The organism is Pseudomonas sp. NFX1 (assembly GCF_051123555.1).
In the GTDB taxonomy this organism is placed as follows: domain Bacteria; phylum Pseudomonadota; class Gammaproteobacteria; order Pseudomonadales; family Pseudomonadaceae; genus Aquipseudomonas; species Aquipseudomonas capeferrum.
On sequence record NZ_CP169366.1, the window covers coordinates 1,983,646 to 1,997,633 of the forward strand.

Annotated in this window: 11 protein-coding genes and 1 pseudogene; 7 read left to right on the plus strand and 5 right to left on the minus strand. The window is 63.7% G+C overall.

What is annotated here, in order from left to right; genetic code table 11:
• The first annotated feature begins 231 nt into the window (after nucleotides 1-231).
• Together exaA and DJ563_RS08655 are read left to right on the plus strand one after the other, a co-directional pair.
• Complete coding sequence (exaA, locus tag DJ563_RS08650; protein WP_434519290.1) at nucleotides 232-2,127, plus strand: quinoprotein ethanol dehydrogenase; 1,896 nt, start codon at nucleotides 232-234, stop codon at nucleotides 2,125-2,127.
• A gap of 63 nt (nucleotides 2,128-2,190) precedes the next feature.
• A complete protein-coding gene (locus tag DJ563_RS08655) occupies nucleotides 2,191-2,850 on the plus strand; it encodes a pentapeptide repeat-containing protein (protein ID WP_434519291.1) in 660 nt (219 codons plus the stop codon).
• 22 nt (nucleotides 2,851-2,872) lie between these two features.
• On the opposite strand, the gene DJ563_RS08660 is transcribed toward DJ563_RS08655, so the two are convergent.
• Together DJ563_RS08660 and DJ563_RS08665 are read right to left on the minus strand one after the other, a co-directional pair.
• Nucleotides 2,873-3,511, minus strand: coding sequence for a response regulator (locus DJ563_RS08660; protein ID WP_434519292.1), 639 nt, complete (start codon nucleotides 3,509-3,511; stop codon nucleotides 2,873-2,875).
• Nucleotides 3,511-4,227: pseudogene (locus DJ563_RS08665) on the minus strand (sensor histidine kinase); the annotation flags it as partial. The pseudogene DJ563_RS08665 and the gene DJ563_RS08660, both read right to left, overlap by 1 nt.
• A gap of 265 nt (nucleotides 4,228-4,492) precedes the next feature.
• Here DJ563_RS08665 and DJ563_RS08670 point away from each other — a divergent pair.
• A complete protein-coding gene (locus DJ563_RS08670; protein WP_434519293.1) occupies nucleotides 4,493-5,053 on the plus strand; it encodes a PQQ-dependent catabolism-associated CXXCW motif protein in 561 nt (186 codons plus the stop codon).
• Nucleotides 5,054-5,110: 57 nt separating this feature from the next.
• A complete protein-coding gene (locus tag DJ563_RS08675; protein WP_434519294.1) occupies nucleotides 5,111-5,776 on the plus strand; it encodes a response regulator in 666 nt (221 codons plus the stop codon).
• On the opposite strand, the gene nahK is transcribed toward DJ563_RS08675, so the two are convergent.
• The 3 genes from nahK to DJ563_RS08690 all read right to left on the minus strand — a co-directional run bounded on the left by nahK (nucleotide 5,761) and on the right by DJ563_RS08690 (nucleotide 10,830).
• Nucleotides 5,761-8,421: a hybrid sensor histidine kinase/response regulator NahK/ErcS' gene (gene nahK / locus DJ563_RS08680; protein ID WP_434519295.1), complete on the minus strand. Its 2,661-nt coding sequence runs from the start codon at nucleotides 8,419-8,421 to the stop codon at nucleotides 5,761-5,763. The two genes, DJ563_RS08675 and nahK, sit on opposite strands and share 16 nt — an antisense overlap.
• A complete protein-coding gene (gene nosP, locus DJ563_RS08685; RefSeq protein WP_434519296.1) occupies nucleotides 8,351-9,514 on the minus strand; it encodes a nitric oxide-sensing protein NosP in 1,164 nt (387 codons plus the stop codon). The genes nahK and nosP overlap by 71 nt, the downstream gene beginning before the upstream one ends.
• 131 nt (nucleotides 9,515-9,645) lie before the next feature.
• Nucleotides 9,646-10,830, minus strand: coding sequence for a porin (locus DJ563_RS08690; protein WP_434519297.1), 1,185 nt, complete (start codon nucleotides 10,828-10,830; stop codon nucleotides 9,646-9,648).
• Between the two features lie 268 nt (nucleotides 10,831-11,098).
• Here DJ563_RS08690 and DJ563_RS08695 point away from each other — a divergent pair, with 268 nt between their 5' ends.
• Genes DJ563_RS08695 through DJ563_RS08705 form a run of 3 tightly spaced genes read left to right on the plus strand, consistent with a single transcriptional unit; the run spans nucleotide 11,099 to nucleotide 13,972 of the window.
• A complete protein-coding gene (locus DJ563_RS08695) occupies nucleotides 11,099-11,695 on the plus strand; it encodes a paraquat-inducible protein A (protein ID WP_434519298.1) in 597 nt (198 codons plus the stop codon).
• A complete protein-coding gene (locus tag DJ563_RS08700) occupies nucleotides 11,692-12,336 on the plus strand; it encodes a paraquat-inducible protein A (protein ID WP_274098250.1) in 645 nt (214 codons plus the stop codon). The genes DJ563_RS08695 and DJ563_RS08700 overlap by 4 nt, the downstream gene beginning before the upstream one ends.
• Entirely contained in the window at nucleotides 12,317-13,972 is a 1,656-nt protein-coding gene (locus DJ563_RS08705; protein WP_274098251.1) for an intermembrane transport protein PqiB, read from the plus strand. The genes DJ563_RS08700 and DJ563_RS08705 overlap by 20 nt, the downstream gene beginning before the upstream one ends.
• The last annotated feature ends 16 nt before the right edge of the window (nucleotides 13,973-13,988 follow it).

A 13,988-nucleotide genomic window follows, 5' to 3' on the forward strand; every position in this document is an offset into this window, starting at 1 on the left:
CGCAAGGCCTCAACCACAGAGGCCGTGCCGCCATCTTAGAAACAGCCCGCAGGCGGCCGTATGCTGCTTTGGTGGCCGGGCCGTACTCCCTTGGTAGTAGGGCTTGTGGCGAAGGGCCAAATGAGGTGCCGACCGGGAACTTTTCCCGGTAAGGGCGGGACTTTTTCCGTATCCCCGACAGCCGCCCCGCCCCACCCTGTGCAGGCCAAAACTCCACAGGGAACTGCAACCATGACAATAAGATCGCTACCCGCCCTTTCCCCGCTGGCCCTGAGCGTGCGGGCCCTGCTGCTGGCCGGTAGCCTGGCCCTCTGCACGGCGGCCACGGCAGCCACCGCCCCCACGGCACCGGCCGGCAAGAACGTGACCTGGGAAGACATCGCCAACGACCACCTGACGACCCAGAACGTACTGCAGTACGGCATGGGCACCAACGCCCAGCGCTGGAGCCCCCTGGCCCAGGTCAATGACCAGAACGTGTTCAAGCTGACGCCGGCCTGGTCGTATTCCTTCGGCGACGAAAAGCAGCGCGGCCAGGAATCCCAGGCCATCGTCAGCGACGGTGTGGTCTACGTCACCGGTTCGTACTCACGGGTATTCGCCCTCGATGCGAAGACCGGCAAACGCCTGTGGACCTACAACCACCGCCTGCCGGACAACATTCGCCCGTGCTGCGACGTGGTCAACCGCGGGGCGGCGATCTACGGCGACAAGATCTACTTCGGCACCCTCGACGCCCGCCTGATCGCCCTGGACAAGCGCACCGGCAAGGTGGTGTGGAACAAGAAGTTCGGCGACCACAGCGCCGGCTACACCATGACCGGCGCCCCGGTGCTGATCAAGGACAAGACCAGCGGCAAGGTGTTGCTGATCCACGGCAGCTCCGGCGATGAGTTCGGCGTGGTCGGCCAGCTGTTCGCCCGCGACCCGGACACGGGCGAAGAAGTGTGGATGCGGCCCTTCGTGGAGGGCCACATGGGCCGCCTGAACGGCAAGGACAGCACCCCGACCGGCGACGTCAAGGCGCCGTCCTGGCCAGACGACGCCACCACCGAAACCGGCAAGGTCGAGGCCTGGAGCCACGGCGGCGGCGCCCCCTGGCAAAGCGCCAGTTTCGACGCCGAGAGCAACACCATCATCGTCGGCGCCGGCAACCCCGGCCCCTGGAATACCTGGGCGCGCACCTCCAAGGATGGCAATCCCCATGACTATGACAGCCTCTATACCTCGGGCCAGGTCGGCGTCGACCCAAGCACCGGCGAGGTGAAGTGGTTCTACCAGCACACGCCGAACGATGCCTGGGACTTCTCCGGCAACAACGAGCTGGTGCTGTTCGACTACAAGGACAAGGACGGCAAGGTGGTCAAAGCCACCGGCCACGCCGACCGCAACGGCTTCTTCTACGTGGTGGACCGCAACAACGGCAAACTGCAGAACGCCTTCCCCTTCGTCGACAACATCACCTGGGCCAGCCATATCGACCTCAAGACCGGGCGCCCGGTCGAAAACCCCGGCCAGCGTCCGGCCAAGCCGCTACCGGGTGAAACCAAGGGCAAGCCGGTGGAAGTCTCGCCGCCGTTCCTGGGTGGCAAGAACTGGAACCCCATGGCCTACAGCCAGGACACCGGCCTGTTCTACATCCCCGGCAACCAGTGGAAGGAGGAGTACTGGACCGAGGAGGTGAACTACAAGAAAGGCTCGGCCTACCTGGGCATGGGCTTTCGCATCAAGCGCATGTACGACGACCACGTCGGCACCTTGCGCGCCATGGACCCGAGCACCGGCAAGCTGGTCTGGGAGCACAAGGAGCACCTGCCGCTGTGGGCCGGCGTACTCGCGACCAAGGGCAACCTGGTGTTCACCGGCACGGGCGACGGCTTCTTCAAGGCCTTCGACGCCAAGACGGGCAAGGAGCTGTGGAAGTTCCAGACCGGCAGCGGCATCGTCTCGCCGCCGATCACCTGGGAACAGGATGGCGAGCAGTACATCGGCGTGACCGTGGGCTACGGCGGCGCCGTGCCGCTGTGGGGTGGCGACATGGCCGAGCTGACCAAGCCGGTGGCCCAGGGCGGCTCATTCTGGGTATTCAAGATCCCGAGCTGGGACACCAAGACCGCTCAGCGTTGACCCCTTGCGGGGAGCGGTCAGCCCGCTCCCGCAACTGCCCCCTTTCGCCGAGAGCCTTTTGCCATGAACTACCTACCTTTTGCCCTGCTGCTGGCCCTGACACCTGCCTTGGCCGAGAACGCCGACGACGACGGTAACGATACCCCTTTGACCGTCAACGGCTGTGTCATCGCCGAAGCAAGCCAATGCCCGGGGGCCAATTTGCGTGGGGCCAACCTGGCCAACCAGGACCTTCGCAAGATGAACCTGGCCGGCGCCGACCTTCGTGATGCCGACCTGCGCCATGCCCGGCTGGACCTGGCCAACCTGGAAAAAGCCCGCTTGCAGGGCGCCAACCTGACCCGCGCCAGCCTGCAGCAGAGCAACCTGCGCTTGGCAGACCTGAGCCATGCCCGGCTCATTGCCATTCAAGGCTGGGGCCTGTTCGCCCAGGGCGCGCAGTTTGCAAATGCCGACTTGAGCGCTGCGTACCTGCAGTTCGCCAGGCTTTCTGGGGCGAAGATGCACCAGACCAACCTGCAGGCGGCGGACCTGGAAATGGCTTGGCTGAGCAAGGCTGATCTGCAAGGTGCCAAGCTTGGCGATGCCAACCTGCAGGAAGCCAAATTTGGCCAGAGTAATCTGGCAGGGGCCGATTTACGCGGGGCGCGGCAGCATTATGGGAACTTCCAGGAGGCGAATATGGAGGGGTGTGCGGGGTGTCCTGAGACTTGGGATAAATGAGTTGTGGTGTACGTCCACAACCTCACCCCGCCACCCTCACCACCCCCATGTCGATCCCCAGGTGCACCAGCTCGGCATGGGAACTGACCTGCAACTTGCTCTTGAGCAAGGTCAGGTGATTGGACACCGTCTTGGCGCTGATGCACAACTGCTCGGCAATCACCCGCATCGGTGTGCCCTTGGCCAGCATCACGAAAATTTCCAGCTCACGCTGGGTCATGCGCCGCAAACGCGGGTCGCTGGCGCTCTGCTGGGGGACACACGCCAGCTGGGTGGCCAACGCTTGTTCGATGTAGGCATGCCCAGCCAACACCCGCTGCACCGCCTCGATCAACACCTCGGGCGCCGCGTTCTTGGTCAGGTAACCCGAGGCCCCCGCATCCAGCGCCTGGCGCACCAGGGGCAGTTCATCGTGCAGGCTGAAAAACAGCACCCGCAACTGTGGCAGGCGCTGGCGCAGGCGGCGGGTGGTTTCCAGACCGCTGATGCCTGGCAGGCCAAAGTCCATGATCACCAGGTTCGGCACTTGCTCCTGAACTCGGGTTAGGGCCTCTTCGCCGCTGGCGGCCTCGCGCACCTGCAACGCCGGCAGCACCGCCCGCAGCAAGCTGGCATAACCTTGACGGACCACGGCGTGGTCATCGACCAGGACGATATTCATCAAACCTCCACGGGCATGTTCAGGGCCAGCGCCCAACCGGCACCCGGCCGGCTGAGGATGCGCAATTCGCCGCCCAGGCTGCGGGCGCGCTCGGCCATCGAATGCAGCCCCACCCCGGGGCGCTGGGGCAGGCATGCGCCGCAGCCGTTGTCGCGTATCAGCAGGCGCACGCCCTTGGCGCTGCGTTGCAGGCGTACCCGCACCTGGCTGGCACCGGCATGCCGGGCGACATTGGTCAACGCCTCCTGCAGCAACCGATACAAGTGCACTCGGCTTGCCCCACTCAGCATCGGCAGCGGCTCAGCGACCCGCAGGCGGCAATCGATGCCCTGGCTGGCCTGCCATTGGCTCACCAACTGACCGAAGGCTTCGGCCAGCGGTACCTGTTGCAAGGCCACCGGGTACAGGTCGTGCACCAGCGCACGAAAGCCCTGCTGCAAATGTTCGCAATGGAGTGCCAGGGCCTGCGCGGTCTGCTCCACCCGCGCAGGCTGGTCAACCACCCTGCGCAGCAGGCAGGCCTGGGCGCGGATCCCCGCCAGGCATTGCCCGAGGTCGTCGTGCAGGGCCTGCGCCAGCCGTGTGCGCTCCTGCTCCTGCACCGCAAGCAGGGCCTGGGTCAGCTGGGCATTGGCGGCCTGGGCCTGGGCCAGCTCATCCAGCAACCCCCTGCCCCGGCGCACCGCCCAGCGGATTTGCAGCAACAGCAGGAGCAGCACGTTGACCCGGCGCATGGGCGGTTCCCCTCAAGGGTTGCGCGCCCAGGCTCGGGGCGCTGCTGCTCATCGTAGAACCGAGGATGCCTGGCGGATTTACTACCTTGGTGCCAGGTAACCGCTACTTTCTGCATAGGCGCGCAACCCAATGGGGTCATCAGCCCTGGCCATCTACTACTTTAGTACTGGCTTTGCTGTCTATCGTCGCATTCACAAAGCACCCCTGCTGGCATGTAATGGGCCTATAACAAAAAGGACAAAGCCCATGCCACGTGCCCTGCCCAGGCTGCCGCGCCCTCTGCTGGCGGCCCTTTCGCTGAGTCTGTCGCTGGGCGTCGCTCAAGCCGACACCACGCCGCTGTTCTCCGCCGAGGGCTATCGTACCGCCCGCTATCGCAGCCCGACCCCGCACCAGGTGGACGGCGCGCAGATTATCGATACCGCCACGCTGCAAGGCCTGCTGGGGCAACAGCCCAGGCCGGTGCTGGTCGATGTGTATCGCCGACAATGGCTGCAAGGACGCTTCATCGAAGACCAACCCCATGCCAACCTTCCCGGCAGCTACTGGCTGGCCAACACCGGTGACGGTGAGCTGAGCCCGCCCTGGCAAGCCTACTTCGCACGCCATCTGCAAAAAGCCACCGGCGGCGATGTGGATCAACCGCTGGTCTTTTACTGTCGCGCCGATTGCTGGTTAAGCTGGAACGCGGTAAAACGCGCAGCAACCCTGGGCTACAAGCACCTGTATTGGTACCGCGATGGCCTGGACGCCTGGCAAAACGCCAAGCTGCCCCTGCAACCCGCGCAGCCAGAGCCCTTTCCCTGAACTGACCGCTTGCGAACGCGTGCCCGCCCTATCCAATAACAACGAGGTGAAAAGGCCATGTACAAAATTCTGATTGCCGACGATCACCCACTGTTTCGCGAAGCCATCCACAACGTCATCAGCGATGGTTTCCAAGGCAGCGAAGTCATGGAAACCGCCGACCTGGACAGTGCCCTGGCGCTGACCCAGGCACATGACGATCTGGACCTGATCCTGCTCGACCTGAACATGCCAGGCATGCACGGCCTCAATGGCCTGATCACCCTGCGCAACGAGGCACCGACCACACCGGTGGTGATCGTCTCGGCCGAGCAGGAAAAACAGATCGTGCTGCAGGCCATCACCTATGGCGCCGTGGGGTTCATCACCAAGTCTTCACCGCGCTCGCAGATGATCGAAGCGATCGAGCAGATCCTCAACGGCAATGTCTATCTGCCGCCCGACATCATCCGCGCCCAGAAGTCCGGCACCAGCCGGCGCCTGAACGAGGCCCCAAGTTTCCCGCCCGAGATGCTCCAGGCCCTGACCCGCAAGCAACTGCTGGTACTGGAACGCATGACCAAGGGCGAGTCTAACAAGCAGATCGCCTACACCCTGGATATCGCCGAAACCACGGTCAAGGCCCATGTCTCGGCGATCCTGCGCAAACTCAACGTGCACAACCGGGTACAGGCGATCCTCAGTGCCGGCGATATCGACTTTGGCGACTACCTGCGCCGCTGATCAGGCTGCGTGGCCTTGCCGGCCAGCAGGTGACTCATCGCGGTCTTGAGTTTCATTGGCCGCACCGGTTTGTGCATCAGGGTGTGGCCCAACTCACGGATCTGTTGCTTGAGTTCGTTGCTGTAGTTGGCGGTGATCATCATCACCGTCAAGGGCACCGCACGGCGGGCATTGATCCGCGCCACCGCATCGACGCCATTGCAGCCGTTGTCCAGGTGGTAGTCGGCGATCAGCAGGTCGGCTTCGGCGTGGTAGTTGTCCACCTGGCGTGCCAGGTCTTGCTCCGAAAGTGCCGTGACCACCCGGCAACCCCAACCTTCCAGCAGTGTGCGCATGCCGGCGCAGATCGCCGCGTCGTTATCCAGCACCCAGACCCGCGCGCCGCGCAGGCGTTCGAGCATCGGCTCGCTGATTGCCAGGCTCGGCTGAGGCTTGGGCGCGGTGGCGCTCAGCGGTACTTCGACAGCGAACACCGAGCCCTTGCCGAGCCATGAGCGCACGCGGATCCGATGGCCGAGGATGCCGGCGATTTTCTCCACGATGGCCAGGCCCAGGCCCAAACCACGGTCCTGGTCCGGGCGCTGCACATCGCCACGCTTGAACTCCTGGAACATTTCGTCAAGGCGTTCTTCGGCGATGCCGATCCCGCTGTCCCACACCTCGATCCACAGGCCGCGGCGCTGCCGACGACAGCCCAGCACCACGCGGCCGCTGCGGGTGTAGCGGATGGCATTGCTGAGGAGGTTGCGCAGAATCCGCGCCAGCAGCTGGATGTCGCTGTGGACCACGGCCGAACAGCCCACGAAGTGCCACTCAAGCCCTTCGCTGCGTGCCACCTGGGCGTATTCGGCGGCGAGGTTGTCCATCAGCTCGCTGAGGCCGAAGGGTGCGATATCGGCCTTGATTACTCCGGCATCGAGCTTGGAAATGTCCACCAGGGTGCCTAACAGGTTTTCCACGTCCTCCAGGGAATTGCTGACATTGCGCACCAGCTGAACACTCTCTTGTGGCTCGCGGAGCTCGAGCAAGGCGCTGGTGAACAGCCGCGCTGCGTTCAGAGGTTGCAGCAGATCATGGCTGACGGCGGCCAGGAACTTGGTTTTCGACAGGTTGGCCTGCTCGGCCTCCCGCTTGGCCTCGCGCAAGCGCGCTTCGGCGCGGCTGCGCTCATCGATCTCGCGCAGCAGTTGGTCGTTGAGGCGGGTCAGTTCGGCGGTGCGCTCGCGCACCCGTTGCTCCAGGTTCTGATAAGCCTGGTGCAGCGCCTCGGCGGTTCTGCGGCGCTCGGTAATGTCGCGGATCAACACGAAGATCCCCACCACTTCGCCGTTGGCCAGGCGGTTGGGGACGTAGGAGCGCAGCATGTAGCGCTCCTGATCGTTGATGTTGGTTTCGGCAAACTCGAATGTCACGCTCTCCCCCGCCAGCGCCCGCGCCACATAGGCTTCAAGGCGCTGGTAGTGCTGCTCGCTGTGGGCCTCGCGCAGGCTTTGGCCGAGCATGACGCCGCGCGGCCAGCAATACCACTGTTCATAGACCTTGTTGGTGAACTCGTAGACCAGGTCGGCATTGAGGTAGGCGATCAGCGCCGGCACATGGTCGGTAATCAGCCGTATCCAGCGCTCGCTTTCGCTGAGGGCTTCGGCGTGCTGGTAGCGCTCGGTGATATCGGTGAAGGTGTTGACGAAACCGCCGGTGGGCAGCGGATGCGTACGGATCTCCAGCATACGCCCGTCGTAGAGGCGTTGTTCGCACTCGTGGATGACCCGCCCGTTGGCGTCGCGGCTGTCGGGGGTCAACAAGCTCAGTTCGCTGTCGCCAATCACCTCGGCAAAGGGCCGGTGGGCAGCGACTGGCGCCAAGCCGCTGAGTTCCAGAAAACGCCGGTTCCACAGCTCCAGAACCCCCTCGGCATTGACCATGGCCACCCCTTGCGACAGGTTGTCCACCGCCCGCTGCAACAGGTGCGACTTCTGTGCCACGGCCTGCTCGCGGCGCAGGGTTTCGCTGAGCTTGACCTCGGTGATATCGGTAAACAGGATCACCCGCCCGCCTTCGCACGTCGGCCGTTCACTGACTTGCAGCCAGCGCCCGTTGTACAGCCGGTACAGCAGGTGCTCGTCGGCGTGACCGCGGGTTTCTTCGCTGAACAGGCCACTGGCCGTCATCAGCCGCTTGACCTCGGCCAGGCGCATGCCGGCAATGATGCGCACCCGGCTGTTGGCCCAGAACGCCTTGAAGCGGCTGTTGCACAGCACGATCCGCTGGTTCTGATCGAACAGCACGAAGGCGTCCGAGATGCTTTCGATGGCGTCTATCAGGTGCTGGTGGGCCGTCTCGGCCCGCAGTCGGGCTTCGCCGAGCAGATGGTTGCCGGCCTTGAGCTCGGCCATGGCCTGGTTCAGGGCATCGGTGCGTTCACGCACCTGCTCGGCCAGCACCACCGAATGCTGGAACGCCGCGTACGGGTCGTTGCCGCGGGTCACGCCGGACTCGATGCGTTCGATCAGTGCGCCATTGATCCGCTGCAGCTTATGGTTTTCGTGCTGCAGCCGGGCGACCTCGGCCTGCAGTTCAGCAGCTGAGCGCAGCTCGGTTGCGGGCAATGGCGACCCCGGTGAAGGTCTGGTTGATGTGCATGCCATTGAACTGCTCTCCGTAGGTGTTGAAGCCCATCACCCGCTGCTCGCGCAAGAACCCGCCGACCTGCGCCAGGCTGCCGTGGTCTTCCAGCTCCAGGCGCCGCAGGAAGCAGTCACAGCCGATGGTCAGCAACAGCGGGCCGAGGCGCTGACGCAAGCCATCGAACAGGTTGTGCAGGTTCGGCAGCAGCGGGCCTGGGGCCATGGCCGTGAGTACGATGCCGTTCTCCACCGCGCAGTAGAAGCTCAGGCTCAGGTCCGGGTGCACTTGCTGGATCGCCCGCACGTAGTACTGGTCGTGGATACGTACTGCCAGCGGGTGGGCGGCGAAAACCCGGTGATCAAGCTCGCCCACCGGCACGCCGATGTGCCGGGCGTACTCCTCGGCAGCGGGTTCGGCATTGAGCTCGAAGACCCGGCGCTGGGCACTGTCGGCGCCGGTCACCACCAGCTTTTCCTGGCGCGGCAGGATATGGTGGGTGGTGAACACTTCGAAATCGAGCCAGGTATTGACCAGCACCACCACCGCCGCACCGCTGTGGAAGGTGCCGCCGAAGTACACATGGGTGCGGGTCAGGTAGTTGTCATCGCCGGCCGAACCACCGAAATGCGGGATGTCCCCCAGTGCTGCGCTCAGGGCGGCGAGGATCATCTCCTCGCGGCTGGACAAGCCATCGAGCAGGGTCAGGGCAAAGCTGTGGCCTTTGATCGGCGCCAGGGTATTGCTGCGGCAGGTGCCGACCAGGCGCTCGACCCGCTGCTGGGCGTCGATCAGGCTGAAGCGCTCCATTTCATCGATCAGCTCGGTGGCGATGGAGAAGTGCCGATGATCGAACCCCACTGCCGTCACGCAATTGCGGCCGTAGCCCAGCGGTGTGATTTCGCCGGCACTGGTGCAGCCGACCAGGCGGATGCCACCGAAGCCTTGTTCCAAGGCCTCGCCCAGTTCGCGTAGATCGTATTCGGCCGAACAGAAGAACAGCACGAAGCCCAGGTGCGGGTGCAACAGTTGCCGTGCCAGCTCCTGGGCCGCCAGCCGCGCGTCGGTTGCCTGGGACATGGCGCTGACAACACCGTCGTTTTGAGCCTGCTGCATCTTGGTCTCCGGCGCGAGGTGTCTGAGGCTTGAGTGTACGGAGGGCGCACGGGCGGACGAATGCTACTTGGGTAGCGGGTTTGGGGTTCGATGGGTGTAGAGAGAGAGGGCGGCACTTGGCCGCTACCCCCTTACCAAGTCAACACCGCCCCCACCGCAAAGGTATCGGTATCTTCATTCTGCTCATTCCCATCATGTCCGTCGATGGAAAACTGGTTGTACTCGCCCACCAGCTTGAGGTTGTCGTTGACGTCATGAAACAACGCCACCCCACGGGTCCGATAATCCGCGCCACTGCCCACCACGCCGTTGCCATCGTCCTGGGTCTTGCCATAAGACAGCGCCAGGCGATTCTTGCCGACCTTGTACGACCCCTGCAGCAGATAACCGTCACTGTCGACATTACGCAAAGTCGGTTCGCCAGCATTGTTGGTAAAGAACGGGTTGATCCCCTTCGCCTGAAAACCCGACCCCGTGAGCGACAGCCCGCCCATCTTCGCCTGTACCCCATAACCCACGCCTTTGGAGGTGATCGTCTCCACCGTCGAGTCGGTGTTATCGGAGGTCTGGTAGCTGCCGTTGACCCAGCTGTAGATCTTGGCCCCGGCCAGGTCGAACTGGTAGGTGATTTCGCTCTCGGTGCGAGGGGTTTCCTGGTAGGCCTTGCCGGTCGGGCTGCTGTCGTTGGTGTCCACCGGGTCCATGATGCCCACCGCCACCCGTAAACCGTCCATCACCGGTGTGCGGTAGGTGATCTGCGACGTGGGGAACGGGTAGGGGTAACCGCTGCCGATGTTGCCGAACGACACCCCGCCGCCGTCCACCAGCCCCAGGCTGTCACTGACCTGGCCGTAACCTGCCAGCAACTCGTCGAGCAGAATGTTGGAACGCGCGAACAGCCCGAAATCCTTGCCGATCAACACCTCGCCCCATTGCGCATTGGCCACGGTGCCGTAGAACTGGCGCACATCGATGGCCGTGTCGGTGCCATTGGTTTCGCTGTCGTTGATGGTCACCCAGAACGAGGCACGCGCCCCAAGCTTCAGGTCATCCACCTGTTTGCCCATGTTGAAGCCCAGGTAGTTGGGCAAAAAACCCATCTTCACCCGCGACTGCCGGCGGTCGTACTGCTCACCGGCCCGGTCGACATCGCTGTTGACGTAGAAGGCGTTGATGTAGCCGTCGGTGGAAAACGTCGTCTGGTCCTTGTCGTACAGCATGATCTCGGCCTCTGCGACGCCACTCAGGCCCAGGGTCGAAAAGCTGGCGATGGCCGCCGCGAGCAAACGTGGCTGCAAGTTCTTATTGTTGTGCATGGCGCGCTCCGAAAACGTGGACTCGATGTCGGAGGCGATTATCAGAAGCATGCCGGAAGCCGGGTACGCTGCCTTGGAGGGGGTTGCCAGGTGCTTTGGGCCGGCGGGCATGGCGCGGTGATTATGGCCCACTACCGGGTTACACCAAGGGCGTACGCCCCCTGGCCAGCCAGGGGCCGATCCGTGTTTCGTCCGCCGGCCATTTGCCTAATGCCAGAGCGCTTCTATATTCAGAAAGGCCTCACTGCCGGTTGATCAGAGCATCATGATGTCCACACCCGAGCAATTGATCATCTGCGAGCACTGCGATTGCGTTTATCAGAAGGCATCGCTCGCCAAGCATCAGAAAACCGTGTGCACCCGCTGCGGCGGTGTGCTGCAGCGGCACAACGGCTTGACGGTCGAACAACGCCTGGCGTTGAGCTTCACCGCTGCGGTGCTGTGGTTGTTTGCCAACTTCTACCCGGTGATGAGCATCAGCCTGCAGGGGCTTAAAAACAGTGCCACGTTATGGGACTCGGTGCTGGCATTGAGCCAGGGGCCGATTACCTTCATGGCCATGGTCGCGGCCATTTCGATCATCATCGCCCCCGCCTTCCAGCTGCTGTTGCTCATCTGGGTACTGGGCTTTGCCCTCACCGCCCGCCGCTCGCCCGCGTTCAAGCTGTGCATGCGCTGGCTGGAGACCTTGCGCCCCTGGAGCATGCTCGAAGTGTGCCTGCTGGGGGCGATGGTGGCGGTGTTCAAACTCGCCGGTATGCTCGATGTGCTGCCGGGTATCGGCCTGCTCGCACTGGCCGTGTTGAGCCTGTTGATGATCCGTATCGCCGGGCGCGATATTCGTGACTTGTGGGACATGCCATGAGCCGGCCGCCAACCGCCAGCGAGCTTGACCTGTGCCTGTGCCACAGCTGTGGCCTGGCCTGCGACATGCACGACGAACCGCACCAGTGCCCGCGCTGCGACGCCCCTTTGCATCGGCGCAAGACCAATTCCCTGGGCCGCACCTGGGCTTACCTGCTGGCCGCCCTGGCCTTCTATGTACCGGCGAACGTGCTGCCGGTGATGAACACCATGATGCTCGGCAGCGGCGCCGACAGCACCATCATGAGCGGTGTGCTGGAGTTCTGGGAGCACGGCGCCTGGGACATTGCGCTGATCATCTTCATCGCCAGCATCGCTGTGCCCGGGGTGAAGTTCGTGGCCCTGTCGATGCTCTTGATCACCGTCCAGCGCGGCAGTACCTGGGCGCAACAGCAGCGCTCGAAGCTCTACCGTTTCGTTGAACTGATCGGCTATTGGTCGATGCTCGATGTGCTGGTGGTAGCGCTGGTCGCGGCGCTGGTGAAGTTTCAAGCGCTGGGTGACATCGAGCCGCGTCCGGGCATCCTGTTCTTTGGCCTGGTGGTGGTGTTCACCATGCTCTCAGCAATGAGTTTCGACCCCCGCCTGATCTGGGACACGCCACCTGACAAGGAGCTCATGGATGACCCCATCCAGCAATGACCACGCGCCCACTCCCGGCCCTGCACCGGTCAAGACTCGGCGCTTCGGCTTTTCCTTGGTGTGGATCGTGCCCATCGTGGCCGTGCTGGTCGGGCTTTCCCTGGTCGTGCACAACCTGATGCAGGAAGGCCCGACCATCACCCTCACCTTCAAGACCGGCGCGGGGCTGGCGGCCAACAAGACCGAGGTACGTTACCGTAACGTGGTGATCGGTCACGTCACCGAAGTGGCCCTGAGTGACGACCAGAAAAACGTCAACGCCACCGTCAAGCTCGACAAGCAGGCCGAGAGCTTCACCCGCGAGGACTCGAAGTTCTGGGTAGTCCGCCCACGCATCGGCGCCGGTGGCGTGTCGGGCATCGACACCCTGCTTTCGGGCGATTACATCGGCGCCGACATCGGCCAGTCGAGCACCCGCGTGAAGCACTTCATCGGCTTGGAGAACCCGCCGGCCATCACCTACGGCGAGCCCGGCAAGCACTTCACCCTGCACACCCAGGACCTGGGCTCGCTGGACATCGGTTCGCCCGTGTATTACCGCAAGATCCCGGTCGGCCAGGTGGTCGCCTACGCCCTCGACCAGGAAGGTAAAGGGGTGGACGTGGAGATCTTCATCCATGCACCCAACGACGCCTTCGTGAGCGCCAACACACGTTTCTGGAACGCCAGCGGCATTGATGTGGAGGTCGGCGCCAATGGTTTTGCGCTGAAAACCGAGTCGTTGTCGTCGATCCTGGTCGGCGGCATCGCCTTCCGCGCGCCGGATTACAACCCGAACGACACGGCCGCCAGCGAGAACCAGCGCTTTGAACTGTTCGCCGACCAGGCCGGTGCATTGGCCCCGCCCGCCGGCAAGGCGCAGTACCTGGCGCTACGCTTCGACCAGGCGATGCGCGGCCTCAAGGTCGGTGCGCCGGTCGAGTTCCTGGGCGTGGAGATTGGCCGAGTGGTCGCGGTGAACCTGGACTTCGATGAAGTCAAACGCAGTTTCCCGGTCAATGTCGGCATCGTCATCTACCCGCAACGCTTGGGCCGGGCGCACGAGAAGATGCTCAAGGTGTTGCAGCACGACCCCAATGACGAAGCCTCCGCCGCCAAGCTGATCGGCACCTTTATCGACAACGGCCTGCGTGCCCAGGCGCGCAGTGGCAACCTGCTCACCGGCCAACTGTACATCGCCCTGGACTTCTTCCCCAAAGCCGAGAAGGTGGCCTTCGACCCGACGGCCCGCCCGGTGGTCATCCCGACCATTCCAGGCAGCCTGGAGCTGCTTCAGGAGCAGTTGCAGACCATGGTCGACAAGCTCAACCGGCTGCCGCTGGAGCGTATTGCCGGTAACCTCGATGCCAACCTGGTAGAGCTGCGCAAGGGCCTGACCCAGTTCAACGCACGGACCTTGCCAGGGGTGCAGAACACCCTGGCAGAGGTCAGCAATACCCTGAAGTCGGCCAATTCGACCCTGGCCGAAGACTCGCCACAGCGTGAACAGCTGACCCAGACGCTCGACGAGCTGGGGCGCATGTCGCGCTCCCTGCGCGAGCTTGCCGACTACCTGGGCCGCAACCCCGAGTCGCTGATCCGTGGCCGCCCGGACAACGCGGGGCCGATGGACTTGCAAGGGCCGCCCCGCAAATGACCACAGGAGTGTTGAA

Coding starts and splice junctions, on each gene's coding strand:
- exaA (WP_434519290.1), top strand. CDS start 232: ATGACAATAAGATCGCTACCCGCCCTTTCCCCGCTGGCCCTGAGCGTG.
- DJ563_RS08655 (WP_434519291.1), top strand. CDS start 2,191: ATGAACTACCTACCTTTTGCCCTGCTGCTGGCCCTGACACCTGCCTTG.
- DJ563_RS08660 (WP_434519292.1), bottom strand. CDS start 3,511: ATGAATATCGTCCTGGTCGATGACCACGCCGTGGTCCGTCAAGGTTAT.
- DJ563_RS08670 (WP_434519293.1), top strand. CDS start 4,493: ATGCCACGTGCCCTGCCCAGGCTGCCGCGCCCTCTGCTGGCGGCCCTT.
- DJ563_RS08675 (WP_434519294.1), top strand. CDS start 5,111: ATGTACAAAATTCTGATTGCCGACGATCACCCACTGTTTCGCGAAGCC.
- nahK (WP_434519295.1), bottom strand. CDS start 8,421: ATGGCATGCACATCAACCAGACCTTCACCGGGGTCGCCATTGCCCGCA.
- nosP (WP_434519296.1), bottom strand. CDS start 9,514: ATGCAGCAGGCTCAAAACGACGGTGTTGTCAGCGCCATGTCCCAGGCA.
- DJ563_RS08690 (WP_434519297.1), bottom strand. CDS start 10,830: ATGCACAACAATAAGAACTTGCAGCCACGTTTGCTCGCGGCGGCCATC.
- DJ563_RS08695 (WP_434519298.1), top strand. CDS start 11,099: ATGTCCACACCCGAGCAATTGATCATCTGCGAGCACTGCGATTGCGTT.
- DJ563_RS08700 (WP_274098250.1), top strand. CDS start 11,692: ATGAGCCGGCCGCCAACCGCCAGCGAGCTTGACCTGTGCCTGTGCCAC.
- DJ563_RS08705 (WP_274098251.1), top strand. CDS start 12,317: ATGACCCCATCCAGCAATGACCACGCGCCCACTCCCGGCCCTGCACCG.